Source organism: Armatimonadota bacterium (assembly GCA_016869025.1).
Classification (GTDB): Bacteria; Sysuimicrobiota; Sysuimicrobiia; order Sysuimicrobiales; family Humicultoraceae; genus VGFA01.
This window is the reverse complement of the sequence record VGFA01000005.1, coordinates 82,922-108,681: the sequence shown is the minus strand read 5'-3', so window position 1 is coordinate 108,681 and position 25,760 is coordinate 82,922. Positions and strand designations below refer to the sequence as shown.

The window sequence follows — 25,760 nt, the reverse complement described above, 5'->3', positions numbered from 1 at the left end:
GGTCTCAGGATGAACCTGCGGACGCGGCCTCGGTAGACTGATCGCCATCGTAAGGCTCTCCTTCCTCGCCCTCGTGGGTCAGTAATTTCGGCGGGGAAGTTGTCTCACCTCATGTTGACACGGAGGGCATCTGGGCCCGCGCACAGCGTCTGTTCTACGAGGATGCGGCCACCATAAAGCTGGGTGACTACTTCACGCTGCACTTGCTGCGGGAAGAGGTGAAGGGATTCGTGGGCGTCCCCGGCACCCATCACTGGAATGTCTGGCTGGAGGGACGATAGCCCCAGACAGGAATAGCGCGCAAGGCTGCGTAGTTATGCTGAGCATGATCAGCACCGTGGTGGGAAGGGGGAGTCTTGCGCCGGCCGATCTGTAGATGCGCTCAAACACCGGCACCACGAAGACGACAAAGAGGCCGGCCACCAGCACGGCGAGCACCAGGACGAACAGTGGATACACCAGCAGGGCGCGGATCTTCTGCCGCAGCGCCAGTTCGCGATCGAGGTGGTCGCTCAACCGCATGAGCGCCTGGTCCAGGGCGCCCGCGACTTCGCCGGTGCGAACCACGCCGAGGTAGAGGGGAGAGAACACCTGGGGATGGCGGCCGAGCGCCGCAGAGAGGCTCCTGCCGGCCTGGATGCTCTCCACCAGGTCTGTGAGCAGCGCCCGCATGGGGCCGGACTCGCTCTGGTCGCGAAGGATCTCGAAGCTGCGGAGCAGTGGGACGCCCGAGCTCAGCAGGCCTGAGAGGCTGAACGTGAGCGCGGCCACGTCCTCGATGCCGACGCCGTCGTCGAATCGCGCGTTCAGGCGCCAGCGCCTGCGGGTGTGGAGGGCGGTGACGTACAGCCCCTGTTCCCGCAGCCGCGCGCGCGCCCGGACCTCGTCATCGGCCTCCAGTACACCCCTGATGAGGCTTCCGATCCGATCTCGCCCGCTGTACTCAAACGCCGGCATCTGCGCCCCGCCCTAGTCGCTCTCGGTGAAGACGACCCGCCGCACCTCGGCCGCGCTCGTCGTGCCGTCGAGGGCCTTGGAGATCGCGGCACTGCGCATCGGCTGCATCCCAGCGGGCCGGTGCCGGGTCGTCATCCCGTGACGCCGCCATGGGCGCGCGTGAGCGCGGGTTCAGCCTGATCGAGGCGCTGGCCGTCGCCGGCGTGGTCGCCGTGCTGGTCATCGTGGCCATGCCGCGCCTGGCAGTTCCCGACACCCTCCAGGCGCGGGGCGCGGCCCGGCAACTGGCGGCCGACCTGCGGCTGACCCAGCGCCTCGCGATCGGGCGGCGGGCCAACTACGTGCTGGAGTTGACTCCGGCCGGGGGGCCGTACACGAGCTACGCCGTTCGCCGGGAGGGCGGGCCGGCCGAGCCCGACTTTCCCAAGGTCGTGCCCTCCGAGGTGGGCGTTACGGGGACACAGCAGTTCACGTTTCGCCCGGACGGCAGCGCGACCGCCGGCGGCACCCTGATGCTGGCGGCCGGCGGCGTGTCGGCAACCGTGCAGGTGACCGCGGCCACCGGCCGGGTGGCGGTGAGCGGGCCGTGAGTTCCCCGCCGGCGGCGATGGGGTTTTCGCGCACGGGCGAGGCCGGCGTGACGCTGATCGAGCTGCTGGTGGCGGCGGCGATCATCGGGGTCGCGCTGATCCCCCTGCTGCAGATGGTCCCCACCACGCTGGCTCCGGTGCAGGTCTCCGACGCCCAGCTCCGGCTGGAGGCCGCGGCCACGCGGAAGACCGAGGAGCTGGTCAACCGGCTCCGCAACAACATCGCCGGCGCGGCATCGGGGACGGAGGTCTGCGCGGACCTGACCGGCTGCCGCCTCACGTGGGCGATCGCGACCGAGGCATCCAGCGCGGCGCAGGGGGTCGGTTCGCTCGTGACGGTGTCGGTGACCGCCTGCCGGGACGCCAACGCCAGCGGCACCTGCGAGGCCGATGAAGAGCAGGCCCGGCTCGATACCAAGGTCACGTCGCGACCGTAGAGGCTGACGATGGCGCGGGGCGAGCGCGGGACGACGCTGACCGAACTCCTGGCGACGGTGGCCCTGCTCACCGTGGTGCTGGCGGCCCTGGTGCCCGTGTTGTCGATCGCGCGGGGGTCGTGGGACCGCGTGGACCGGCACACCGAGGTCCTCCAGAGCGCCCGCCGCGCCATGGACAAGATGGTGCGCGAGGTGCGCACTGCCCAATCCTTCGCGGTCGCGAGCCCCTCGGCGCTCCGGTTCCGCACGGCCCTGGGCGACGGCACCGGCGCGGGCCCCTTCGTGGAGTACCGGCTGAACGCCGCGACGAACGACCTCGAATACCGCATCGGCGCCGACTACGCCTACCGCCGCCGCATCACGGTGACAGCGGGCACCGCGGTCCCCGCGGGATACTCGGTCTCGATCGTCTTCGACCACGCGGCGCTGGTCACCGCGGGCAAGAGTCTCTCAAGCGGGGATGACGTGCGCGTCGTCTACTGGACGAGCTCCCGGTGGCAGGAGCTCGACCGCTTCAACTTCAACTTCACGGCGACACCCACGGCCTGGAACACCGCCGCCGTGCGCCTGTGGTTCCGGCTGCAGGCGCCGATCGCGGCAGGCGCCTCGGACAACAACTACTACCTGCACTACGGCGATCTGTCTGCCGCCTCCCCGCCGGCGAATGGGGACCATGTCTTTCTCGACTACGAGGACGGCACGACCCTGGCCGGGTGGACGCGCCGCGACAACCTCACTGGGACGAAGTCGCCCTCGGGCGACGGGTTCGTGTTCAACGCGACGTCGGTCAGCGGATACCGGCAGTTCAGCAAGAACGTGCCCCACGGCAGCGCCGAGATCATCTGGGGGTTCCGAAGCGATGGCCCCGCGGCGCAGAACAGCACTCGACACGTGGTCGGCGTGAGTGCCCGGCGAAGTGATACCGGGACGGGGTACAGGTTGGAGCCCGGCGAGAGCACGAACGCCGCGCTTCGGCTGCGGCGGGTGACGACCTGGACCGCCGCGGGTACCAGTCTGGCCACTGCCCCGGTCGTCGTCACGCGCGGCGCCGATTACTATGGACGATTCGCGCTGGTGGGCTCTCAACTGCGGGGCAAGGCCTGGCTGGCGACGGCCGCCGAACCCGCATGGATGATCACCGCTACGGACGTGAACTACTCCTCCGGCCTGTACTACGGGCAGGTGGACGGCAACGGCGCCACGGCCGCCTCTCCTCAGAACCACCGTCACCGCCACCTGATCGTCAGGCTTCGCGTCGCCGATCCTGAACCGACGACAACGCTGGCCGCCGAGGAAGCGGCGCCCTCTCCGGGTGTCTGGCAGCCCCTGGCCGGCCCGTTCCGCGCGATGAGCGTCCAGTGCTTCGACGCCGCGAGCGGCGCGATCGCGTGCCCGGCGGCGCCAGGCCCTGCCGCCGCCCTGGTCAGGTCGGTGCAGATCGCGCTGACGGCCATGGATCCCACAGGGGAGGTCGCGGACCTTGTCCTCACCTCACGCGCCTACCGCCAGGCCCCGTAGTTCCCCGGCCGGGGCGCGTTGCCGATCGGGCCAGGAAGGCGTCGCCCTGATCATGGCGATCATCGTCACCCTGATCGTGGCGCTCATCGTGGGGGGAATTGCTCAGTTGGTCGTCGCCGACCTCGAGATGGGCCGGCTGGTACAGTGGGACACATCCGCGACCTACCTGGCGCAGGCCGCCATCGAGCACCAGATCTACTTGCTGAAGGCCAACAAAGACGCCGGCCCGATCGCGTACACGAACTACCCGGTCACGCCCGACCAGCGATCTTGGTACGTTACCTCACGTACCTGCCTGCTGAACTGCTCAGGGAACGTCGCCGCCCGCCGCTGGTGCGTGCTGGCCACCGGAGAGATCCGACGCTACAACCCCGACGCCACCTTCACGGTCCTGCAGACACGCACGCTCCGCTCCGAGGTGGACATCACCTACGGGGGGGCTTCGCCGCTCTACGGAACCCCGCTCAAGGTAACCGTGCTCCGCTGGGAGGAAGACCTCCGCGCCTCACCCACCTGCTTCTGAGGAAACCGGGTTCTGATCGCGGGAGAGACTGGCCTTGACTGTATCCGGGGAATCAAATAGACTAGTCCTAGACTAGTTGAACTCGTGGAATGGGTGTTATGCGAACGGTCGGATCGTATGAGGCAAAGACGCATCTCGCCAGGCTCCTGGAGGAAGTCCAGCGCGGAGAAGGCCTCATCATCAGCAAGCACGGCGTGCCTGTGGCAATGCTGCTGCCGATCCCGGAGAGTCGTCGGCAGGATCCCGGCCGTGTGATTGTCGCCCTGCGCGAGTTCCGGAAGGGGATCACCTTGAAGCCCCTCGTGCTGCGTGACCTGATCGAGGAAGGCCGCCGCACAAGATGAAGTTCGCGCTCGATACTTCCATCACGATGTCCTGGTGCTTCGAGGACGAGGCGACACCGTATACCGAAGCCGTGCTCGACCGATTGGTGAGCACCACCGCCGTCGTCCCCGCGATCTGGCCGCTAGAAGTCGCCAATGTCCTGCTGTCTGCCGAGCGGCGAGGGCGGCTGACCGAGGCCCAGAGCACACGCTTCGTCGAACTTCTGGGCGCCCTCCCAATCGTCATGGAGCAGCCCTCCGTAGACCACATCCTCGGCTCGGTCCTCCCCCTCGGCAGACAACATGGCCTTTCCGCCTACGACGCCGCCTATCTGGAACTGGCCGCCCGGCTGGGGCTGCCGCTGGCCACGCGGGATGAGAGGGTCATCACCGCGGCGGCCGCCATCGGCGTCAGGGTCCTTCAGCTCGCTTGACCGTTCAGACCCTTGGCTGTTGGTCCGGCGGCAGCAGCGCGGCGATGGCCGCCATGAACCGCCGGCCCCACTCGTCCAGCACCGCGCGGTCGATCCGGCCTTCGTGCCTGGGCACGGTGATCGCCGGGCCGATGCGCACCGTAACCGGCGTGCGGCGGGGCAGGCGGGCACCCTTGGGCATCGCACGGTGCGTCCCGACCACGGCCATCGGCAGGACCGCCACGCCGGTCCGCAAGGCCAGCAGCGCCGCGCCGGGCTCGGCGGACAGCAGCCGGCCGTCCGGGCTGCGCGTCCCCTCGGGAAACATCAACAGCACCCTGCCGCGGCCCAGGACCTGCAGCGCGGTGCGAATCGACTGCCGGTCGGCCTCGCCCCGCCGCACGGGAAACGTACCGACCGAGCGCAGCAGCGGGCCCAGCACCGGCGTGCGCAGCAGCTCTTCCTTCGCCATGTACCAGGCGCGACGGTGCAGCGCCACCCCCGCGATCGGCGGGTCCACGGCGCTGACGTGATTGCAGACCGCCAGCACCGGCCCCGATTCCGGCTCATGCTCACGGCCTTCCACCCGAAGCCCGAAGAGCAGCCAGAAGCACGATGCCAGCAGTCCCTTCCAGAAGCCGTACCACACGTTAGCCCACATCCGTTCGCTCACGCACCAGTCGCACGATCACCTCGATAATCTGTTCTGGCGTCTGCACCGTCGTGTCGATCACCACGGCATCGAAGGTCAAGATCCGGCAGGGGGTTCTAACATGCGTAGCAAATCTGTCCGCCTTCTTGCCACCGCTGTCTCCCTTCTTGTACTGACTACCGCGGCCGGCGCGCAACAGCAAGAGGTCAGGCCGCCGGTTGCGCAATTGTGGATTGATGTGGCAACCAACATCTTTGGCATCCCGGGGATGCCGGCCGGGGCGTTCGGTCTGGGCCAGAACGCGTTCGGTAACACGCGCTCAGCGGTCGGGCGCTACATGGACGTAGCGCTCCACACACGCGCGCGCCCCCAGGGTACGCAGGGTACTCAAACCATCCCCGCAGCGATGCGAATGGGCGCCAGCCTTCCGCTGGAGCCGGTTAGGGCCGAGCCGGCCGCCGGCGGACCCGAAGGCCGTGATCCGGGCGAGGTAGAGCAGCCCAAGGGACGATTGCTGTTCTACTGGGGATGCAGCGCTGAGGTGCGCGCAGGGCAGCCTCGCGTGCTGGATTTCGCAAGGGCAACGCCTCAGGATTGGGCCACGGTCTGGCAGGGCCGCTACGCGCCTGAGCGTGGCGCTCGCGCGCAGCCCGGTTACTCGATCTGGCCCAACGAGCGCGACCGCCGGATGCTGCCCGACGGAGCGTCGCTGCAGGGCGACCACGCGGTGACCGGCGAGGGAGTTCCGGCGGGACTGCGATTCGCGCTCGGGCCAAACCAGGACCTGATGCCCGCGATAGCCCTGTCCGCGCAGGGTGATCCGCAGGCTAGCATCCCTCTGCGGTGGGGGCAGATTCAGACTGCCCGCGCCTATTTCATCAACGCGTTCGGCGCCAAAGGCAGCGACTTCATTATCTGGAGTTCATCTGAGGTGCCCGACGCGGGTATGGGGCTGTTCGACTATCTGTCACCCGCGAACATCGAGCGCTGGTTAACAGAGAGGGTGCTCCTCCCTGCCACCACCATGCAGTGCGCTGTGCCCAGGGGCATCTTTGCGGGCACGGACGGCGCGATGGTGCGCATGATCGCGTACGGGAACGAGTTGAACCTTGTGCACCCGCCACGGCCGACCGACCCAAGGGTGGCGTGGGAACAGGAGTGGACCGTGCGTGTGCGGGTTAAGGGCACGGTGATGACGCTCCTCGGCGCGGGGCGGTAAACGCGAGAGGGCTGTAGCAGCGGAATATCCACGCATATTGCGGAAACACCGAGCAATATGATAGGGTATTTCTGCCATGATTGATCGCCTGCTCCAGAGCAACCCTTGGTGGTCCTTGCCGGGCGCGATCCGCGAAGATCCCGTCCTCCTGCGGCGTGCACGCGCCAGGCTCCGGTGGACGCCCAGGCTGGTCGAGGACCTGGACCTCACACTGCCCGCGGTCTACACGATCCGGGGTCCCCGGCAGGTCGGTAAGACCACAGCCGTCAAGCTCATGATAGAGCGCTCCCTGGACGGATCCCAGGACGGTGTTCTCTACCATTCGTTCGATCTCGAGACAGAGCCACAGGCCATAATCGATGTCGTTCAATCCGCCCGCAGGTTTCGGCCCCGGATCAGGCGCTGGCGCCTCTTCCTGGATGAGGTCTCCGGCATCCGCGGATGGCAAAAAGCGGTGAAGTGGCTGCGGGACAATACCCCTGCCGCGGGAGACACCTTGGTCCTCACGGGATCGTCCTCGCTGGACATAGAGGCCGGGAGCGAGCGGCTGCCCGGAAGGCGCGGCCCCGGGACGGGGCACGACCGAATCCTGCTCCCCCTCTCCTTCAGCGACTTCGCCGGCCTGCACGGGATCGAGGCTCCGACCGTGCTGCGTGCCGCGAACTTCCTCAGCGGCAAGAGCCACGAGGTCCTGCTGGATGCCCGGCTGCGCCTCCCGGCGCTTCAGGCGCTATTCGAACGGTACCTCCGGGTCGGGGGATTCCCGGCCGCCGTGGAATGGGAGGCGGCAGGCGGCGGCCTGCAGGATGAGACCATTGAGATGTTATGGGACATGATCTCGGCCGAGGTCGGTCGGCAGGGGCGCGAGCCCGCGCGGGCGTTCCGGATGCTGGAGCAGGTCGTGCGCAGTTTGGGAAGCCGCACGAACTGGACCGCCCTGGGGCAGGTTATGGACGCCAGCCGCGCCGCGGCCGAAGACTATGCCACCCTGCTCGCCCGGACGTTCACCATCGTGATCGTCTACAGATACCTACTAGATCGCGGCGGGCCGAATCCCAGCGCGGAGAAGAAGATATACTGCGTTGACCCGGCTTTCGCCTACCTGCCGGGACGCGTACGGCGCGTCGGGCTGATCCCGGATGTACCGGGCCTCGTGGAGAACGCGGTCATGATGGCGCTGTTTCGGACCGAGGAGCGCCCTCTCGCCGAGCAGTTCGCACTGCCCCAGGCCCTCTTCTACTGGCGCTCGGCGTCCGGTGGGGAGGTTGACGCCCTGGCCGGTGGGGGCGCCATCAAGCGCCGTGTCCCTGTAGAGGTGAAGTACCAACGGAGCATCGACCGCCGCACGCTCGCCCCGATGCGGCGGGCCTTCGGCAAGGGGATCGTGGTCACCCGGGACCATCTGGATCTCGACGATCCGGAGATGCCCTTCGTGCCAGCGGCGATCTTCCTGTGGCTGCTGGGCGGGGAGACGGTGACATCTGGGGTCTAGACAACGGGCGGTGATTGTGGCTCCCGAGGTGTTCCCTCGCCACTCAGCCGCTTGGTCCGCTTCTCTCTGCCGCCTCGATGTGCTCCGGGAGGATCCTGACAAGCGGCGCGGCCCTGTCTTTCAATTGGGCCTGCTGCACGTTCGGGTACTTCATCATCATCTGACGGGGAAGATCTGCTCCAGGTTCCGGAGGTATGATTGCCCCAGGTCCTGCCCAAGCGCTGCCTCGAACTTGCCCTTTCTGAAGCTGATCGAGCCCCACCTTGGGAACAGCTCGATCAGGCCATTGCCGTTGCGCTTGAGTATGAGAGCGGGTTTGCTCCCGGTCCCCCAGGAAGCCACCAAGGGGGAGTGCGGAGAAGGAGGTCTATCCAGGAGCCCTAGGATTTCGTTCGCTAGCTCCCTGAACGGCGGATTCAGATGGGCGCTGGTTGCCATGTATTCCTCGAAGTCTTTTCTGTGCCACGTCTGGCGGATGGTATCAGGGGATTCTGGCGGCTGCCTCACGATTTTCACCGTGGTTCGCGGGGGATCCCCCGCGGCGGAGATGGTCACCACATGCCTCTTTTCAGCCTCGTATGCTTGTCTCAAGGTCGGGACGATCAAGTACTTTGGCCCCTTCTCGTCGTTCTGGGTCTGGTACAGCGAGAGGTCAATCATGGCCAGATCCCACGGATTGACGAGGTGCTCGGCCAGAAGGAAGTCCCCACGTCCAGATGATCCCTCACTTGGTCCATATCCACCATGTCTTCAGGGATCGGGCCAAGTTCTGCGGACTCCATTCCTTGAAGGTGAACTGCGTAGTCCAGGAGCTGTGCCAGGACGGCACGCCGCCGCTCGGGATTGTACGCCAGCTTTGTCTCGACGATGGCGATCCGCCCGGATTCTGAGACAAGCAGGGCATCGATCGGGCCTACCTCAACGGAGACCTCCCACCCCCAGCAGTACCAGTCTTCATCGGTGATCCCGGCCTGTTTGCACGGTGCAATCACGAGATCGGGACATGCCGCGATTGCGTCGCGGAACCAGCTTTCGGCCAGCCCCAGGTCTCGGGCAAGTTTCGCGCTGTAGCACGCGTAGCTGGCGTCTGGCCTCGATGGATCCGCCGCGTAGAGCACATCGCCCAGGATTCGCCTCACGGAACACCCCCAAGAGGCGCCCACATGCTGGCAGTTGTCGCGGCGTCCAGCCTGTCAACCGCGAACGGTTTGGTTCTCCGGCCGTTCTTTCCCCGCCACGGCGGTATCGTCCTGCGGGAATCTGGTCATGTCAGGGTGAGGGTGTCAGGAGCGGACCACCCGACCGCCTGGCTACACACCCAGCGAGAGCAGAAGCGGCTGGAGTCCCGCCTCGGCCACGGCTTCGGGGCTGAAGGGAAGCCGTTCCAGCGCCCTCGGTTCCACCTTGATTGCGCCGGAGCCATAGGACTTCCCGACCAGGGAGAGATTCCTCAGCGTAGTCGGGTGCGTCAGCGCCCGCCAGAGCCGCTGCAGGGATTCAGCTGTTCCCTCCCGAGGATACACGCAGAGAAAACCCGTGAGCGGAACGACACCCGCCTTGTTCAATACAAACCGCGCATTGCGCCTGCCGAGGTACGCGAAGAGGATGGGAGGGGCCCTTCTAGTTTCCATCTTGTACCATGGTCTCCGTCCCGCAATGAGCGGTCGCTCGGGCAACCCCATGCGCACGCCTTGCTCTATGTAGGACTGCACTTCCTTCGGGAACGCCCCAACCGGCCGCCCATCGAGGCACAGAAGCCGGGTGGGTCGGCCTTTCGCCTCCAGTTCCCGGATGAGGTCATCGGCGACGGTATCCCCCGGCACGTCTCGCGTCCTCCCGATCGCCGGCCTCAGGAACTCCCCGGGTATTCCCAGTTCCGCAGCCTGCCTGGCGGTCAGGAAGAAGAACTGGTTTGCACCGGTGGCGATTCCCCGGAGTACGGTCGCAACGTCGGCCAAAGCCAGCCCGCTGTGGCCGGCGTGCTGGGGAGCCCTTGTCAGCCCGGTAGATAGCGCCTCCGCGAGATCGCGTGACACAACTTCAAGGTCAGGAGAAGAGACACACGGAAGCCCGGAGAGAGCCCAGCGTTTCAGTGATGCCGCATGCCCCACCAGGCAACGCGCCCACGCGAGGGACGGCTGGGGGGGTTCCCTTGAGATCAAGAAGACCACCGGGTTCGTGTCGACGCCGGGGAAGGGTGTAGCGGCGGGATCGAATGTCACGACCGCGTCAAGACGGTAGTGCCTGGAGATCCATCCCAAAAGCGCTGGCGCGAATACCCCCTCGCACGTATCCGCAGGCATGATGAACGCCAGCCTCCCGCCATGCTGTAAGAGCTCCAGGGCACGCAGGAGGAAGTAGACGTGGAGCCCGGCGCGTCCATCGATCGGCGTTCCGATGAGCCTCTCGGCAAACGCCTTGGCCTTTGCTTTGACCTCGGGCGACAGTCGGTGATGCCGAATGTAGGGAGGGTTGGCGGCTATCGCCGGGAAGGGGCCGGGAGGCGGATCCAGGAGGAAATCTCGAATCTGAACGTCAGCCAGGTTCTTCTGGTGCAGCCCCGCTTGTTCGGCCTGCAGGAGGGCGCCCGGGTCGACCTCCGTGCCGAGGAGCCGTATCCTCCGGCCCATCTCTGCGGCAACCGTAACGCCGGCCCTGAAGAACGCCCCTGCCCCCACGGCGGGGTCGAAGAGCGACTGTGCTCCATGCCCCAGCACGTAGGCTACCATTGCCTCGGCGACCCAGTCGGGCGTCCAGAACTGGCCCTTCTCACGAAGTGCCTCCCGTGCCGGACCGGACGGTGGGAGCTTCTGGTGACTAGCCATCGCGCCCCCGCGGTGATCCCGCTGCCGCCGCACGAAGAACCTCCAGCGCCTCCCCGCGCAAGGTCAGCTTCCCGCCCGAGAATCTCACGTAGGGCAGGATGTGACCGTTCCTGTCCATGATGTAGTCTGCCACAGGTTTGGGCTCCTGTTCAGACTCCCCCAGCAGGTACGCGTGCTGGTAGTAGATCTTATAGATCACCTTCTTGGTGGTCGCGCCGCCCGGTGCCTGGAAGGTCTGCGCTGTAGGCTCGATGGCTCCAGCCCCGATGAGATCTTCGGCCCTGTTGAGCGAGATTCCGTATGCCATGTCGAAGAAGATGTGCCAGATATGCATGGGGATGTTCGCCCCCGCCTGCCACTCGCGCAGCGGATGACGGTCCTCTTCCTTGAGTATGATGGTCGGAAGAACGGCTGCCTTCTTGAGCCCCGGTTTTCCTCCTAGGCGGCGCTGTGGTGTCAACGCCGAACCGTAGTCGGGCATTCTCTTCACGACCCAGAGGCTGTTCTCGCACTCGACCGCCAGAATCGCGCGGCCGAGCACCTCCCTGATTCGCGGGTTGTCTTCGGACGTGAAGGGCAGTTCGGAAATACCGCCGATGGCATCCACTGCATCGGCGACGTCATCACGGTCCGTTTCCCTGAAGACGAGCAAGTCCGGACGCTTGAGTCTTCCAAGACCGGCCCTTTCCAGCCGTTCGAAGTACAGTTCGAACTCGCGAACGTCGTCGTTCGGAGCTGTGCTGCTCGGGCCGTAGGGTAGGGCGAAGAACTCAGAAGTGGCGCTCGTGGCCTCTATGATGCGGTCCTCGCTCCACCGTCCCTGAGACCAGCGCATGAGGAAGTCGCTCCCGCGCAGCCGCCGTGGGTTGAGGAGGAACCCCGACCAGGGAACCACGGTGAGACCGCGCAGCTCGACCTCGATATCTTCTGCCGGGACGCTCAGGGCGACGTCAAACGGGCCTTGTCGCGGCATCGTCTCTCCTTCTAGACTTGAACGACCTGGTCCTCCAGCCGCTTGCTCCGCTTCGTGATAACCTCGGGCTGCTCCCTGCCCACCACGACCGTGTCGTCCTGTCTGAACCCGCCCACCCCGTAGATGTAGACCCCGGGCTCGCACGAGTAGACCTCGTTCTCGACAAGAGGCCGGTAGTTGAACGCCATGTCTTCGGGGAACTCGTGCCCGGCGATGCCCATGCCGTGGCCGGTCCGGTGCATGATGTGGTCGCCGAAGCCGCGCTGCTCGATTACGCGCTGGGCCGCGGCGTCCGCCTCTGCGACTGGGGTGCCGGCGACGAACTTCTCGATCGCGGCCTGGTTGGCCTCGGTGGCCGCGGTGTAGGCGCGCCGCTGGATGTCGCTGCGCGGCTCGCCCAGGAACAACGTGCGTTCGTTCTCCACGACCAGCCCGCTCAAGCGCACTATTATGATGTTGACAACCCCGTCGCCCTTCTCGAAGCGTGCCCCGCAGTCGGCGCCGGTGCCGTGCGGCGACGCCGAGGCCGCGCCCGAGAGCGACCAGACGCGCACCTCAAGCCGGTCTTGCGGAAACCGCGCTGCGCCCTCGACGGAGGTGCGCCGGGCGATTTCCAGGTCGAGTTCCGTCACCAGCATCCCCGGCCGGACGGTCTCCATGTACCGGTCCTGCCCCCAGTCGGTCAGCGCCGCGCCCAGGCGCATTATCTCCAGCTCCTGGGGATACTTGACCTGGCGCATCTCGACCAGGAACCGCGAGGCGCTTCCGAACTCGGACAACCCGGGGAGTTGCGCGCGCAGCCCCCGGAACGCCGAGATACGGTCCGCGGCCAGCCGGCCGCGCCTGAACCCTCCCCACTCCCGCAGCTTCGCGGCCAGCAACTGGAGCCAGCGGTCGCGTGTGTAGGTTCGGTTCACGGCGCGCGGATGCTCGACGTAGAGAGCGTAGTTGGAGACGTGCAGGCTACCGCGCTCGCGGGCCATCAGCAGGTGATGTGTGGAGAGCTCGTTCATGACCAGAAACGGCCCGCCCTCGGCGGGGATCACCGCGGCCACCGACCGCTCCCAGGGCGCCACGTCCAGGTGGAAGCCGGTCAGCATGTAGAAGTGGTCGGGATCGGTGACGAGCAGCGCCCTGTAGTCACCCTCGGCCAGGAACTCGCGCACCCTGCGCTGGCGGTCTGCGAACACCTCCGCCGGTACGAACGGCATCGCGTTGCCTCCTTTGTGTTCTCGCGTGATCCTACGGACCCAGTCTGGGATCCAACGTGTCCCGGAGCCAGTCGCCAACCAGGTTTACACCCAGCGCGGTCAGCACCAGCGCCACGCCCGGGAACGTGGTCATCCACCATGCATTGTATATATACGTCTTACCTTCGTTGAGCATGTTGCCCCATGACGCCATGGGCGGCTGCACGCCGAACCCGAGGAAGCTGATCGCCGCCTCGGCCACGATGAACTGAGCAACCTGAAGCGACGACAGGATGATGACCGGGGTCCATAGGTTGGGAAGCAGGTGGCGGAGGACGATCCGCATCTGCTGCGCGCCCAGCGCCCGCGCCGCCTCCACGTAGTCGAGGGTCTTGAGCGCCAGCACCTCACCCCGGACCAGGCGCGCATAGACGACCCACCCAGTGATGATCAGCGTCAGGATGATGTTCTGCAATCCGATGCCCAGGATGGCGTTTACTACTAACGCCAGGAGTATGAATGGAAAGGAAAGCTGCACGTCCACCAGCCGCATGAGGACTACGTCGGTCAACCCGCCTAGGTAGCCCGAGATGAGGCCGACGACGAGCCCGAGGACTCCTGAGACGCCGACAGTGACCAGTCCGATCGTCAGCGAGACCCGCGCGCCGTAGAGGATGCGCGTGAACAGGTCTCTTCCGAGCTGATCGGTGCCCATCCAGTGGGCGCGCGACGGCGGCTGCAGCGTCTTGACCAGGTCGCTGTCCGCGGGGCCGTAGGGCGTGATCAATGGAGCCAGCACCGCTACTCCTACCACCAGCGCGACGACGATCAACCCAAGTGCGCCGGAGCGGTTCAGGGGCATCCGCCTGCGTGCGCGTCGGGGCTCCGTCAGCGCCGGTGCCATGGTCACGGCGGCATTACTCATACCGGATCCTTGGGTTGAGCCAGGCATAGGCCATGTCGGCCACCAGGTTCAGCGCCGAGTACAGGACCGCTGTGAGGAAGACGCCGACGAGCACGACAGGGAAGTCGCGGTTCAGCAGCGCCTGCACCAGGAACCTCCCCACCCCGGGCCAGGCGAAGATCGTCTCGGTGATGACCGCGCCCCCCAGCAACTGGCCGAGCTGGAGCGCCAGCAGCGTGACGATGGGCAGGGATGCGTTCTTGAGCGCGTGCTTGTAGAGGACGCGCGGTGGTGCCAGCCCCTTGGCGCGTGCGGTGCGGATGTAGTCCTGGCCCAGGACGTCCAGCATCATCGAGCGCGTCAGACGCGCGAACCGGGCCGCCACGAACGCCGCCAGGGTTACCGACGGCATGATGAAGTGCAGCCACGTTCCCCGCCCGCCGGTCGGCAGCACGCGCAGCCAGACCGAGAAGACGTAGATCAGCATCAGTCCCAACCAGAATCCGGGAATGGCCTGACCCAGCACCGTGGAGCCGATTCCCAGGTGATCGAACCACGAGTTGCGCCGCGCGGCCGAGATGACGCCAACCGGGATTGCTATGACCAGGGCGAGCAGCATCGCCACGCCGGAGAGCGAGAGCGTGGCCGGGAACCGGTGCAGCACCAGGACCAGCGCGGGTTCATGCTGCCGGAGCGAGTTGCCGAAGTCACCGCGCAGCGCGCCCCGGAGAAACCGCACGTACTGCACCAGCCAGGGATCGTTGAACCCCAGTCGCTCGCGGAACTCCTCGATCTCCTTCTGTGTTGTGTCCGTCGGCAGGAAGAGCTTGACCGGATCGCCGGCGAGGAACTGGAGGGCGAAGACCACGGTGAGGGCCAGGAACACCACCACCAGGGCCTCCAGAAGACGGCGGGCAACAAACTGAAGCATGCGAAATCCGCTGGCGGGCGAGCCCGTCAGGCCGACGGGCCCGCCCTATCTCCTGACCGGCTGGGCCGCCGGGATTCCCGGCCTACCGCTTTGCCCACGATGCGTCGTGCAGGAATATCTTCTCAGCAGGGTGAGGTCCCCACGTCACGCGCTTGTTCACCCCGTAGAGGTCGTGCTGCTGCCACAGGAAGACCCAGGGCGCCTCGGTGTAGAGCATCACCTGGATCCGGTGCCAGGCCGCCTGCCGCTTCTTGAGGTCCACGATCGGGATGGCCTTGTTGATCTCGAGCGTCAGGTTCGACGTCCCGAATCCGCTGTACGTCCGCTCGGGCCGGAACAGCTCGGCGATCGTGCCCTGAGCCTCCAGCGCCGGGCCCCACCCAAGGTAGAACATCTCGCCGGTGCGGCGGTTGATGATCTTGTCGAGGTGGGTGCCCCACTCGTTCACCACGATCCGCACCCTGATGCCGATGCGGCCCAGGTAAGAAGCGATCGCCTCGGAGGCCTCCTTGTCCAGCGGGTAGCGCCCGGACGGTGAGTCGAGGGTAAACTCCAGCTTGGTGGGATCGTAGCCGGCTTCCTTGATGAGCTGGACCGCCCGCTCCGGGTCGAACGGGTAGGGCTTGAGGTTGGGGTTCACGTTCTCGTTGATGGACGATAGCGCGCCGGGGATGCGCGTGGCCCGCCCCTTGAACAGGTTGGTAACGATCTCATCCACGTTCACCGCGTAGTTCAGCGCCTGGCGCACGCGGCGGTCCTGCAGCGGGCCGGGCTTGAAGTTGACCAGGGCAAGGTAGTTGATGCGCGACGACGCCACGCCCCTGACCTCGGCCAGGCCGCTGCGGTTGACCTGTTCCACCGCGACCGGCGGCACGTCCTTGACGATGTCGGACTCCCCGGCCAGCAGGGATGCCAGGCGCGCGCTGAAATCGGGGATAAACCTGAACTCCACGCGCTTGATCGCCGGCGGCTTGTTCCAGTATCCGGGATTGGCCTCCAGCACAAGCCGTTCATCGCGGTCCCAGCGCACGAACTTGTAGGGCCCGGCGCCGATGGGGTTCCGCGAAGCCTCGACGCTGCCCACCGAGCGCACATAACCCGGCGCCATGACGGTGAAGTCCACCAGCCAGTAGCGCAGGATCGGCGCCGGCTCCTTGGTGCGGATCTTCAGCGTCAGCGGGTCCAGGACTTCCATCGACTCGATGAACGCGAAGCGGGGCCGGTAGTGAGACTCGTTCCTGGGATCGAGCAGCCATTCGAACGTGAACTTCACCGCTTCCGCCCCAAACGGCTCGCCGTTGTGGAACTTGACTCCCGGCCGCAGCTTGATGATCCAGGTGAGGTCGTCCGGGGTCTGCGGAAGTTCCGCGGCCAGGGAGGGCTTGATGCGGGGCGGGAAGCCGTCCCAGTAGTAGAGCCGGTCGTAGATGTTCATCTGCTGGACGTTGGTCGTCCAGTCCACGATGCGCATGGCCATCAGGCTGCGGGGCTCAGCGCCCAGCGCAACCACCAGCGGGCGATCCTGGGCCGCGGTAGGTGCCGGTGCATTACCCACCATGCCTAGGAGCAGTGCGATCAGCAGAGCAAGGGCGGTTCCGCGCATACCGTATCCCCCTTCCGGAGCATGACTCGCCTGTCCTTTGCTTGCCAGGATTATAGCAGAGGGCCTTGCCGCGTGCGCCTCCCAGGAATCCTGCCCGCGATGCCAGAACACAACTCCGCAGCCGCATGCAGGGGTGGCCCGTACAGAGGCGGCCCATACAGAAGGAGGGACCAGATGCGACTGTTCATCAGCCGCGAGGAACACCTGCGCCGCGCCGGACTCGCCCGCGCCGAGGCCCGGCGGCGAGGTGCCGACGCCCTGGTTCTGTTCAGTCCCACCCAGGTCTTCTATCTGACCGGATTTGCCTTCATAGCCACGGAGAGGCCTATTGCGCTGATCGTGGCAGGCGACGACGCAACGGTGCTGTTCATCCCCCGCCTTGAGGAAGAGCACGCGGCTGCCCACGCGGTTGTGGATCGAGTGGTAACCTACCCGGAGTATCCAGGCGAGACCCATCCGATGCTGCATCTGGCTGATCTGCTGGGCAGCCTGGGGCTGGCCCGGGGGCAATTGGGAGCGGATGGCGATGGGTACCCGGGCATCATGGGCTACAGGGGGCCGCGGCTCAGCGAGGTCCTGCCGGGCGTGCCGGTGAGCCTCATGCGGGATCTCATAGAAGAGATGATGATGGTGAAGTCGGAGGAGGAGCTGGCCCTGATCCGCGAGAGCGCGCGCTGGGGAAACCTGGCCCACGCCCTGCTGCAGGAGTACACGCGGAGCGGGGTGATCGAGGGCGAGGTCAGCCACCGCGCCTCGTACGACGCCACGGTCGCGATGGTCAGGGCGTTGGGCCCGGAGTACCGGCCGTTGAGCTGGACGTTCCCCGGCGCGCGCGCCGGCTACCGAGGGCAGGTCGGGAAGCAGTCGGCGATCGCCCACGCCATGACCACCAACGCGCGCATACACGCCGGGGACGTGCTGGTGACCGGCGCGTCGTCGGCGGTGGGGGGCTACTACAGCGAGCTGGAACGCACCATGATCGTTTCCCCGGTGACCGACGAACACCGGAGGTTCTTCTCCCTTATGCTGGGCGCGCAGGAGACCGCGTTTGATGCGATCCGGCCTGGCCGGCCGTGCGCCGAGGTGGACCGGGCGGTGCGCGCGTTCTTCGAGAAGCACGACCTTATGCAGTACTGGCGCCACCACGTCGGCCATGCGATGGGGATCAGCATCCACGAGGCGCCCTTCCTTGACGTCGGCGACGCTACCGAGATGCGGCCGGGCATGGTCTTCACAGTAGAGCCCGGGATCTATGTGCCGGGGTTCGCCGGGTTCCGCCACTCCGACACCTTGGTTGTGACGGAGAGCGGATTCGAGATGCTGACGTACTATCCGCGGGATCTGGAGTCGCTGACGATTCCGGGATGACGCGGACCGGGATGATGCGGACCGGGATGACCCGGACGCCCGTAGAGGAGGCCCGGCAGTGTATCGCATAGCCATCGGAGAGATCAGCCACGAGACGAACACGTTCTGCCCTCCCACAACCTTAGAGATGTTCCAGAAGCGCCTGTGGGCCCACGGCGAGGAGATCACACAGCGCTTCCGCGGCACCCGCACCTTCCTGTGCGGGATGCGGGAAGCCGCAGAACGGCTGGGCGTCGTAGCGATCTCGACCTTCGCGGCCAGCACCGAGCCATGGGGTACCATTACCCGCGAGGCCTACGAGGCGATGCTCGCAGAGTTGCTGAGCGGCATCCGGCATGCGATGCCGCTGGACGGCGTCTGCCTCGCGCTGCACGGCGCCGGTGTGGCTGACGGGATCTCCGACCTGGAGAGCGCGGTGCTGGCCGCGGTCCGGGAGGTCGTGGGTCCCCAGATGCCCATCGCGGTCACCCTGGACCTCCACGGTAACACCACGCCCAGGATGGCGGAGTTGGCCACGGGCCTGTTCAGCGTGCACGAGTATCCTCACACCGACATGTACGAGCGCGGGCAGGAGGCGATGGAGTTCCTGGTGCGGGCCCTGCGCGGGCAGATCCATCCTGCCACGGCCGTCGAGGCGCTGCCGCTGCTGGCCGTCCCTGCGCCGTCGGGCCTGGAGCCCGTGCGGTCCATCAATGCGCTGTGCCACCGCTGGGAGGGAGAGCCCGGAATGATCGCCTGCGCGCTCATGCACGGCTTTCCCTACAGCGATATCCCGGAGGCAGGCGTCAGCGTCGTAGCAGTGGCCGAGCACGATCCGGCGCTGGCCCGCAGGGCGGCCCGGGCGGTCGCGCAGGAGGTGTGGGCCAGCCGCGAGGGGTTCGTTCGGCGCTATCCCCTGCCCGCCGAGGCGGTGGCCGAGGCGGTGGCGGCCGCCGGGGAGCGCACTCCGGTGGTGATCAACGAGACCAGCGACAACCCCGGCGGCGGGGCGCCGGGAGACGGCACACATCTGCTGCGAGCAATGGTCGAAGCCGGCCTCACCGAGAGCGCGTTCGGGATGCTCTACGATCCCGGGGTCGCCGAGGCAGCGCACCGGGCCGGCGTCGGCGCCACGCTTCAGGTGCGCCTGGGCGGCAAGCACGACCGGCTGCACGGCGACCCGCTCGACCTGGAGGTCTACGTGAAGAGTCTGGCCGATGGGAAGTTCACGCTATCTGCGCTGGCGCGCGGGGTGCAGGCGGACTATGGAAAGACAGCCCGCCTGGCCTGCGGCGGACTGGACGTTATCGTCTCCAGCCGGCGCGGCCAGGTGCTCGACCCCGGGCCGTTCCTCCTCCACGGTATAGACGTGCGGAACTGCCGGATCGTGGGCCTGAAGTCCAGCGCGCACTTCCGGGCCGGCTACGAGGAGCTGGCCGCGCACATCATCACCACCGACCCGCCGGGGTTGTGCTCGTCGAACCTGGCGCACTTCGCGTTTCAACACGTGCGCCGGCCGATCTTTCCGCTCGATCGCGACGCGGTCTACCGGTCCAGCGAGACGTCCTTCTGACGAGGGTCGAGCGCGTCGCGTAGCCCGTCGCCCAGCAGGTTGAAGGCCAGCACCGTCAGCGAGATCATCACGCCCGGCGCGATGGCGATCTGCGGGTAGATGAGGATGAAGGCCCGGCCGTCGGAGAGCATGCCTCCCCACGAGGCGGTCGGTGGCTGCACGCCCAGCCCCAGAAACGAGAGCGCCGACTCCAGGATGATGATGCCGCCGATGCCCAGACTCGCCAGCACGATCACAGGGCCCATGACGTTGGGCAGGATGTGCCGGAAGATGATCCGGGCATCGCCGGCGCCGGCGGCGCGTGCCGCCAGGGTGTACTCGCGCTCCCGCAAACTCAGCACGTCGGCGCGCACCACCCGGGCGTACTGCGCCCAGCCGGTGACCCCGATGATAACCACGACCGTGACCAGGCTCGGGCCAAGGACGGCCGACAGCGTGATGAGCAGCACCAGGATCGGGAAGGCCATCAGTGTGTCCACGAGGCGCGACAGCGCCGCGTCCACCCTTCCGCCAAGGTAGCCGGAGGCGGCGCCGACCGTTACCCCGACCACGACCGAGATCCCGGTCGCGAGCAACCCGACGATGAGGGCCACGCGCGAGCCCCAGATCGTTCGGCTCAGCATGTCGCGGCCTATGTGATCGAATCCCAGCGGGTGTGACCACGAGGGTGGCGCGCCGCGCATTCCACGGAAGACGTAGGTGTGCGAGTGGGGCGAGAGCAGGTCCGGGATCGTCGCCATGACCACCAGCGCCAGGATGAAGCACAGCCCAAACAGCCCGGGGCGGTAGCGCCTGAACCGGCGCCAGGCGCGCGCGAACTCCGATCTCCGATGGGGTTCTGGGATCGCGGCCTCTCGTTGGATCATCGGGTCACCCGATACGAATCCGCGGGTCAATGTATCCATAGACCAGATCGGTAAGCAGGTTCCCAAGCACCACCAGCACGCTGAGCACAAAGACGATTGCCTGGACGACCTGGTAGTCCACGCGGTTCACCGACTCGATGAACAACTGGCCGAGCCCTGGGAGCGCGAACACGTTCTCGATCACGATCGTGCCGCTCAGGAGGAAGGCGATGCGGTAGCCGATCACGGTGACGACCGGAAGCAGGGCGTTGCGCACCACGTGCCTGGAGACCACTATTCCTTCCGAAAGGCCCTTGGCGCGCGCCGTGCGGACGTAGTCCTCTCCGATGCCCTCAATGGTCGAGGCGCGCATCATCCGTGCCAGCAGCGCCGTCTGGTTCGCCACGATCACCGCCACGGGCATGACATATCCCTGCCACGACGGCAGCCCGAACGGCGGCAGCCAGCCCAGCAGCAGCGAGAACAGGACGATCAGCATCAGGCCTATCCAGAAGTTGGGCAGGGCAAGGCCGAGCGTTGAGGAGACCATGATGGCGTAGTCAAACCCGGAGTAGCGCCTGACGGCCGCCACGATCCCCAACGGGATGGCGAGTGCTATGGAGATGAAGAACGCCAGCAGGTTGAGCTTGGCGGTGACGACGGCGGCTTCGCTTATCATGTTGCGCACTGGGACGCCCGTGCGTACGACCGACTGCCCAAAGTCACCCCGAGCCATGTTGGTGATCCAGGCAAGATACTGCTCGTGGATCGGCCGGTCGAACCCCCACTTCTTGCGGATCATGTCGAGCTGTTCCTGGGTGACTTGGGCCTCGCCTACCATCAGGTCCACCGGATCCCCTGGGATCAGGTGCATCATGGAGAACGTCCCGATGCTGACCAAGAGGATGACGACGGAGCCCTGCATCAGGCGCGAGGCCAGGTATCTCAGCATCTGGTGCAGCCCGCGGCCCAGACTTGAGGCCCAGGGGGCCGGCGCCTTCCGCCGTACCCCCCGGGGGTGAGTTGATGCTTGAGCACTGGCTGGCCTACTCGATCCACCACTTGTAGGCGTCGCGGATGAGGGTGGATCCGGACTGCGTCGAGGCGGGCAGCCCCTTGATCCGCTTGCCGAATATGATGAACCAGTCCCAGTACATGATGTGGAGGAACGGGACCTCTTCCGCGACGATCTTCTGGATCTCGCTGTAGATCTTCCTGCGCTTGGCAGGGTCTACCTCACGCAGCCCAGCGGGCAGCAACTCCTCGACCCGCTGGTTCTTGAACCGCGAGAAGTTCCGCGCCGCGCCCACGGCCAGGGTGGCCGACGGGTCGGGTTCGCCTCCGCCGCCGTTGTAGGTCCAGTTGAACAGCGAGGCGTCCATCTCGCCCTTGGGAAGCTGGGAAAGGATCGTGGCGACGGGCCGCTCCACGATGCGCATCTCCATCCCCACCCCTGCCAGGTCCTGCTGGGCAATCTCGGCCTCAGGACGCCGTGCCCGGTCGCCGGTGATCACCGCGCAGGTGAACGATAGTCGCGTCCCGTCCTTTACGCGCACGCCGCCCGGGCCCATACGCCAACCGGCCTCCTCCAGCAGCGTCCTGGCGCGGTCGGGGCTGTAGGGATACTGCTTGACGCCCTTCTCGTACCAGTACTGCAGCGCCGGGGGAAAGATGGAGTGCGCGATTATCGCCGTGCCGCGGAAGACGTCGTCAATCAGGCGCTGGCGGTCGATCGCGTGCATCATGGCTTGCCGCACGCGCTTGTCCGAGAGAATCGGGTGGTCGTTGTTGAGCGGGAAGTGATTGACCGCCAGGCTCGATGTGCGGAACACTGTGTAGCCCCCCTCGGCCTCGAAGCGCAGGTTGTCCTCTGACAGCAGGGGCCAGGCGGACGAGTCTGAGGTGCCGGTGCGCAGAGCAATCGCGCGCACCGACGGGTCCGGCACCACGTCCTGTCTGAAGAAATCTGCGTTTGGCCGGCCCCGGAAATGTTGGTCGAACGCCTCGACGACCGTAAACTCCGCGGGCCGCCACTCCTTCAGCCGGAACGCTCCGGTGCCGATCGGGGCAGCCTTGTAGGCCTTCTCTCCTATGCGGCCGTGGTAGCGGGCCGGCACGATGAAGACCGTCGCGGCCTGCCGCAGGAAGGCGGCGTTGGGCTCCTTCATCTTGACCACGACCGTGTACTTGTCCGGGGTCTCTACCTTGTCCACGGCCTTGAACAGGACGCCCTGAATCGTCGCGTTGTTCGGGTTCATGTGGAACTCGTAGGTGTACTTCACGTCGTCGGCGGTGAACTCGGTCCCGTCGTGGAACTTCACGCCCTTGCGCAGGGCGAAGGTGTACGTCAGGCCATCCTTCGACGCCAGGTAGTTCGATGCCAGGACGCGCTCGACAACGAAGTTATCGTTGACCTCGACCAACGCGTTGTGGATCTGCGTGATGATGTTCCACTGCATCGTGGGACCGATGTCGTCGGGGCTCAGGCTGGCCACCTCCTGGTGGCTCAGGATGCGGATCGTGCCGCCCCGCTTCGCGCTCGGCCCCGCGGTCACGATGGTGGGGTTCTTGATGATCATCGCCTGGGCGGCGGCCGCGGTTATGCCCATCGCGGCTGCCCGTTTGAGGAACTCGCGCCGCGTCGAGGGACTCAGCTCGCGCAGCATCTGGTCAAGATCGCGTTCGCGGCTCATACCCGAACCTCCCCTGCTGACTCGTGCTGACTCGTTTGAACATTGGTAGTTCGGTGCCAGTTGCCGATTTCCTGCGGCTTTCTGGCGAAAGGAGGCCTGGCGTGCAGGCCCGAACCTCAACATAGACCCCAAGGCACAGCAGGCATCGAGGTCCGCCTGGCGTTGAGGCTCGCCGGGTGTGCAGGCCCACCGGGCGCCGAGGTTCGCCGAGGGAACAGAGGAGGTTGAAGCATGAGCGGCATGAGAGTGGTTCTTGCACTGACACTCGCCGGGTTGCTCGGGACCGTCGCAAGCGGCTGGGCCCAGCCCCCGGCCCCGCAGCGCGGCGGTACGCTGACCGTGGCCATCAGCGCGGATCCGCCGGCGCTGGACATCCACTCCACCACGGCCTACCTGACCGAGATAGTCGCCTGGCACGTGTTCGAGCCCCTCTTCACCTACGACAAGAACTTCCAGATCATCCCAATGCTCGCGGAGGGTTACAAGGTCGGTGACGGCGGAAAGGAGTACACGATTACGCTGCGGTCGGGCGTGCGCTTCCACAACGGGCGAGAGATGACCTCACGCGACGTCGTGGCGTCGTTGCAGCGGTGGGTGAAGATGGCCGTGGTCGCGGTGCCGTTCTTCCGCGACGACATCGAGGCGATCGAGGCCAGGGGTGCACGTACTGTTGTGGTGCGGCTCAAGCAGCCGTCCGGCATCCTTATCGCCGCGCTGGCGCAGCCGATCCAGCTCGCGGGGATCTACCAGCAGACGGTGGCCGACGCCGCCGGCACGAGGCGGATCACCGAGCTCTCGGAGCTGATCGGAACTGGGCCGTTCAAGTTCACGCGGTGGGTGCCCGGCCAGGCGATCGAGCTCGAGCGGTTCGACGGGTACTCGGCGCGCGCAGGGAGCCCCGACGGCTACGGTGGTCAGAAGGTGGCCTACGCCGACAAGCTGCGGTTTGTCATCGTTCCCGACGTGCAGACCCGCATCAACGGCGTGATGACCGGGCAGTACGATTACGCCGAGAGCATCACCCCGGACGCCTACGGCGACCTGCGCAACAACCCCAAGGTTCGCACCCTGATCCTCAAGCCCTACGGCCAGCCCATGGCGGTTTTCAACAAGCGCAGGGGGCTGTTCACCGACCGCCGGATGCGCCAGGCGTTCCTGGCGGCCCTGGACATGAGCAAGGTCATGGCAGGCACTTTCGGCAACCCGCTCATGTTCCGAGTGGACGGCAGCCTGATGTTCAAGGAGTCCCCCTGGTACTCCCGCGAGGGCCTGGGCCCCTACAACCGCCGCGACCTGGCCACGGCGCGCCGCCTGCTGGCCGAGGCCGGATACCGCGGCCAGCCCGTGCGGTGGATCACCAGCGCCGCCTTCGACTGGGCATACAAGCCGGCGCTGATCGCCTCCCAGCAACTCGAGGAGGCCGGGTTCAACATGGATCTTCAAGTTCTGGACTGGGCGACCGTGCTTTCGCGCCGGGCCAATCCCGACCTGTACGAGGTCTTCAGCACCTCGTTCATCTTCAGCCCGGGCGTGGACCCGCCGATCCAGCCGGTCATCATCAGCCCCACCTGGCCGGGATGGTGGACGACCGAGGAGAAGGACCGCCTGATTGGGCGGCTGATCCGCGAGCCCGACCCCGCGGCGCGCAAGCGTCTCTGGGAGGATGTCCAGCGGCTTTACTGGGAGGACGTACCGGGCATCAAGTTCGGCGACTTCTTCAACCTGGCGATCGCGCGGCCTGGAGTGCAGGGACTGGCCACCCGGCCCGACCTATTCTTCTGGAACGTGTGGATCGCTCCTTAGGAGGCCATGCGGGCCTACCTGGCACGCCGCCTCGCGGCGATGGTCCCGATCGTCATCCTGGTCGGGACCATCGTCTTCCTGCTCATTCACCTCACGCCCGGTGACCCCGCGGTAATAATGCTGGGGCCCGACGCCCCGGACGAGGCCGTCACACGGCTGCGCCAGGAACTGGGGCTCGATGCCCCGCTGCTCACCCAGTGGTTCCGGTGGTTCCAGAGGGTCCTGGTCGGCGATCTTGGGACGTCCATCTTCTTCGGCCTGCCTGTCACCACCACCATCCGCCAGCACCTGCTGCCCACGGTACTTCTCAGCGCCCTGGCGATCTCCATAGCGGTGGGCATCGGGGTGCCGGCCGGTATCATCTCGGCGGTGCGGCGTGGCTCGTTGATGGACCAGGGGGTCACGCTCGTGGCCTTCCTGGGCGTGTCGGTGCCTGAGTTCTGGCTGGCTCTCAACCTGGTGCTGCTCTTCTCGGTCTATCTGGGGCTTCTCCCGGTGGCGGGCTACGCCTCGCCCGCCTCCGGATTGTGGACGAGCCTGAGATACCTGGTGCTGCCGGCCTTCACCATGGGGTTCGTCCAGTCCGCGCTGATCGCCCGCATGACGCGGGCGGCCATGCTGGACGTGGTTGCTCAAGACTACATGCGGACGGCACGGGCCAAAGGGCTGTCGTCGCAGCGGGTCACGCTCCGCCACGCCTTTCCCAACGCCCTCATAGCGGTGGTCACCGTGGTGGGAATCATCTTCTCGGTCATGATGGGAGGCAACGTTGTTGCGGAAACCATCTTCACGATCCCCGGCGTCGGGCAACTGCTGATCACCTCGGTCCTGCGGCGCGACTACCCGGTGATTCAGGGGATCGTGCTCCTCATTGCCGCCGCGTACGTTGTGATCAACCTGCTGGTGGACATCGTCTACGCGGCGGTTGACCCCAGGATCCGGTACTGAC

The 25,760-nt window shown here is 66.4% G+C and carries 24 protein-coding genes and 1 pseudogene; 12 read left to right on the top strand and 13 right to left on the bottom strand.

What is annotated here, in order from left to right; genetic code table 11:
- Window positions 1–192: 192 nt before the first annotated feature.
- The gene (locus tag FJX73_05170) at window positions 193–957 is read right to left on the bottom strand and encodes a hypothetical protein (GenBank protein ID MBM3470168.1); all 765 of its coding nucleotides are present in this window, start codon (window positions 955–957) and stop codon (window positions 193–195) included.
- A gap of 149 nt (window positions 958–1,106) precedes the next feature.
- Between FJX73_05170 and FJX73_05165 the strand changes: the two genes are divergently transcribed.
- The 6 genes from FJX73_05165 (at window position 1,107) to FJX73_05140 (ending at window position 4,782) form a co-directional block, all read left to right on the top strand.
- On the top strand, window positions 1,107–1,547 hold the full coding sequence (locus FJX73_05165) for a hypothetical protein (protein MBM3470167.1): 441 nt from the start codon (window positions 1,107–1,109) through the stop codon (window positions 1,545–1,547).
- Complete coding sequence (locus FJX73_05160; protein MBM3470166.1) at window positions 1,544–1,984, top strand: prepilin-type N-terminal cleavage/methylation domain-containing protein; 441 nt, start codon at window positions 1,544–1,546, stop codon at window positions 1,982–1,984. Before FJX73_05165 ends, FJX73_05160 begins: the two co-directional genes overlap by 4 nt.
- 9 nt (window positions 1,985–1,993) lie before the next feature.
- Window positions 1,994–3,502: a hypothetical protein gene (locus FJX73_05155; GenBank protein ID MBM3470165.1), complete on the top strand. Its 1,509-nt coding sequence runs from the start codon at window positions 1,994–1,996 to the stop codon at window positions 3,500–3,502.
- 52 nt (window positions 3,503–3,554) lie between these two features.
- Entirely contained in the window at window positions 3,555–4,025 is a 471-nt protein-coding gene (locus tag FJX73_05150) for a hypothetical protein (protein ID MBM3470164.1), read from the top strand.
- 98 nt (window positions 4,026–4,123) lie between these two features.
- Window positions 4,124–4,369 carry a type II toxin-antitoxin system prevent-host-death family antitoxin gene (locus FJX73_05145; GenBank protein MBM3470163.1) on the top strand — a complete coding sequence of 82 codons (246 nt, stop codon included), beginning with the start codon at window positions 4,124–4,126 and terminating at the stop codon, window positions 4,367–4,369.
- On the top strand, window positions 4,366–4,782 hold the full coding sequence (locus FJX73_05140) for a type II toxin-antitoxin system VapC family toxin (GenBank protein MBM3470162.1): 417 nt from the start codon (window positions 4,366–4,368) through the stop codon (window positions 4,780–4,782). Before FJX73_05145 ends, FJX73_05140 begins: the two co-directional genes overlap by 4 nt.
- 4 nt (window positions 4,783–4,786) lie before the next feature.
- On the opposite strand, the gene FJX73_05135 is transcribed toward FJX73_05140, so the two are convergent.
- Window positions 4,787–5,434: a 1-acyl-sn-glycerol-3-phosphate acyltransferase gene (locus FJX73_05135; GenBank protein ID MBM3470161.1), complete on the bottom strand. Its 648-nt coding sequence runs from the start codon at window positions 5,432–5,434 to the stop codon at window positions 4,787–4,789.
- Between the two features lie 100 nt (window positions 5,435–5,534).
- Between FJX73_05135 and FJX73_05130 the strand changes: the two genes are divergently transcribed.
- Both FJX73_05130 and FJX73_05125 read left to right on the top strand, forming a co-directional pair.
- Window positions 5,535–6,632 carry a hypothetical protein gene (locus FJX73_05130; GenBank protein MBM3470160.1) on the top strand — a complete coding sequence of 366 codons (1,098 nt, stop codon included), beginning with the start codon at window positions 5,535–5,537 and terminating at the stop codon, window positions 6,630–6,632.
- Between the two features lie 76 nt (window positions 6,633–6,708).
- On the top strand, window positions 6,709–8,124 hold the full coding sequence (locus FJX73_05125; GenBank protein MBM3470159.1) for an ATP-binding protein: 1,416 nt from the start codon (window positions 6,709–6,711) through the stop codon (window positions 8,122–8,124).
- A gap of 156 nt (window positions 8,125–8,280) precedes the next feature.
- Here FJX73_05125 and FJX73_05120 read toward each other — a convergent pair whose 3' ends face one another.
- The 8 genes from FJX73_05120 to FJX73_05085 form a co-directional block, all read right to left on the bottom strand.
- The gene (locus tag FJX73_05120; protein MBM3470158.1) at window positions 8,281–8,784 is read right to left on the bottom strand and encodes a hypothetical protein; all 504 of its coding nucleotides are present in this window, start codon (window positions 8,782–8,784) and stop codon (window positions 8,281–8,283) included.
- Window positions 8,781–9,263: a hypothetical protein gene (locus FJX73_05115; protein MBM3470157.1), complete on the bottom strand. Its 483-nt coding sequence runs from the start codon at window positions 9,261–9,263 to the stop codon at window positions 8,781–8,783. The genes FJX73_05120 and FJX73_05115 overlap by 4 nt, the downstream gene beginning before the upstream one ends.
- A gap of 171 nt (window positions 9,264–9,434) precedes the next feature.
- Window positions 9,435–10,949, bottom strand: coding sequence for an SAM-dependent methyltransferase (locus FJX73_05110; GenBank protein ID MBM3470156.1), 1,515 nt, complete (start codon window positions 10,947–10,949; stop codon window positions 9,435–9,437).
- Window positions 10,942–11,922 (bottom strand): AccI family restriction endonuclease, encoded by a 981-nt coding sequence (locus FJX73_05105; GenBank protein ID MBM3470155.1) that lies wholly within the window; start codon window positions 11,920–11,922, stop codon window positions 10,942–10,944. The genes FJX73_05110 and FJX73_05105 overlap by 8 nt, the downstream gene beginning before the upstream one ends.
- Window positions 11,923–11,933: 11 nt before the next feature.
- Window positions 11,934–13,133: an aminopeptidase P family protein gene (locus FJX73_05100; GenBank protein MBM3470154.1), complete on the bottom strand. Its 1,200-nt coding sequence runs from the start codon at window positions 13,131–13,133 to the stop codon at window positions 11,934–11,936.
- Window positions 13,134–13,164: 31 nt separating this feature from the next.
- A complete protein-coding gene (locus FJX73_05095) occupies window positions 13,165–14,022 on the bottom strand; it encodes an ABC transporter permease (protein MBM3470153.1) in 858 nt (285 codons plus the stop codon).
- A gap of 7 nt (window positions 14,023–14,029) precedes the next feature.
- Window positions 14,030–14,947, bottom strand: coding sequence for an ABC transporter permease (locus FJX73_05090; protein MBM3470152.1), 918 nt, complete (start codon window positions 14,945–14,947; stop codon window positions 14,030–14,032).
- A gap of 82 nt (window positions 14,948–15,029) precedes the next feature.
- Complete coding sequence (locus tag FJX73_05085; GenBank protein MBM3470151.1) at window positions 15,030–16,550, bottom strand: hypothetical protein; 1,521 nt, start codon at window positions 16,548–16,550, stop codon at window positions 15,030–15,032.
- A 174-nt stretch (window positions 16,551–16,724) separates the two neighbouring features.
- Between FJX73_05085 and FJX73_05080 the strand changes: the two genes are divergently transcribed.
- Together FJX73_05080 and FJX73_05075 are read left to right on the top strand one after the other, a co-directional pair.
- On the top strand, window positions 16,725–17,918 hold the full coding sequence (locus tag FJX73_05080) for an aminopeptidase P family protein (protein ID MBM3470150.1): 1,194 nt from the start codon (window positions 16,725–16,727) through the stop codon (window positions 17,916–17,918).
- A 64-nt stretch (window positions 17,919–17,982) separates the two neighbouring features.
- Window positions 17,983–19,470: pseudogene (locus FJX73_05075) on the top strand (M81 family metallopeptidase).
- Here the strand turns inward: FJX73_05075 and FJX73_05070 are convergent.
- From FJX73_05070 to FJX73_05060, 3 genes are all read right to left on the bottom strand, one after another.
- Complete coding sequence (locus tag FJX73_05070; protein MBM3470149.1) at window positions 19,443–20,336, bottom strand: ABC transporter permease; 894 nt, start codon at window positions 20,334–20,336, stop codon at window positions 19,443–19,445. The pseudogene FJX73_05075 and the gene FJX73_05070 overlap by 28 nt on opposite strands.
- Window positions 20,337–20,340: 4 nt before the next feature.
- A complete protein-coding gene (locus tag FJX73_05065) occupies window positions 20,341–21,267 on the bottom strand; it encodes an ABC transporter permease (protein MBM3470148.1) in 927 nt (308 codons plus the stop codon).
- A 94-nt stretch (window positions 21,268–21,361) separates the two neighbouring features.
- Window positions 21,362–23,131, bottom strand: coding sequence for an ABC transporter substrate-binding protein (locus tag FJX73_05060; protein ID MBM3470147.1), 1,770 nt, complete (start codon window positions 23,129–23,131; stop codon window positions 21,362–21,364).
- Window positions 23,132–23,239: 108 nt separating this feature from the next.
- Here FJX73_05060 and FJX73_05055 point away from each other — a divergent pair, with 108 nt between their 5' ends.
- Both FJX73_05055 and FJX73_05050 read left to right on the top strand, forming a co-directional pair.
- Window positions 23,240–24,811: an ABC transporter substrate-binding protein gene (locus FJX73_05055; protein ID MBM3470146.1), complete on the top strand. Its 1,572-nt coding sequence runs from the start codon at window positions 23,240–23,242 to the stop codon at window positions 24,809–24,811.
- A gap of 6 nt (window positions 24,812–24,817) precedes the next feature.
- Complete coding sequence (locus FJX73_05050; GenBank protein MBM3470145.1) at window positions 24,818–25,759, top strand: ABC transporter permease; 942 nt, start codon at window positions 24,818–24,820, stop codon at window positions 25,757–25,759.
- The last annotated feature ends 1 nt before the right edge of the window (window position 25,760 follow it).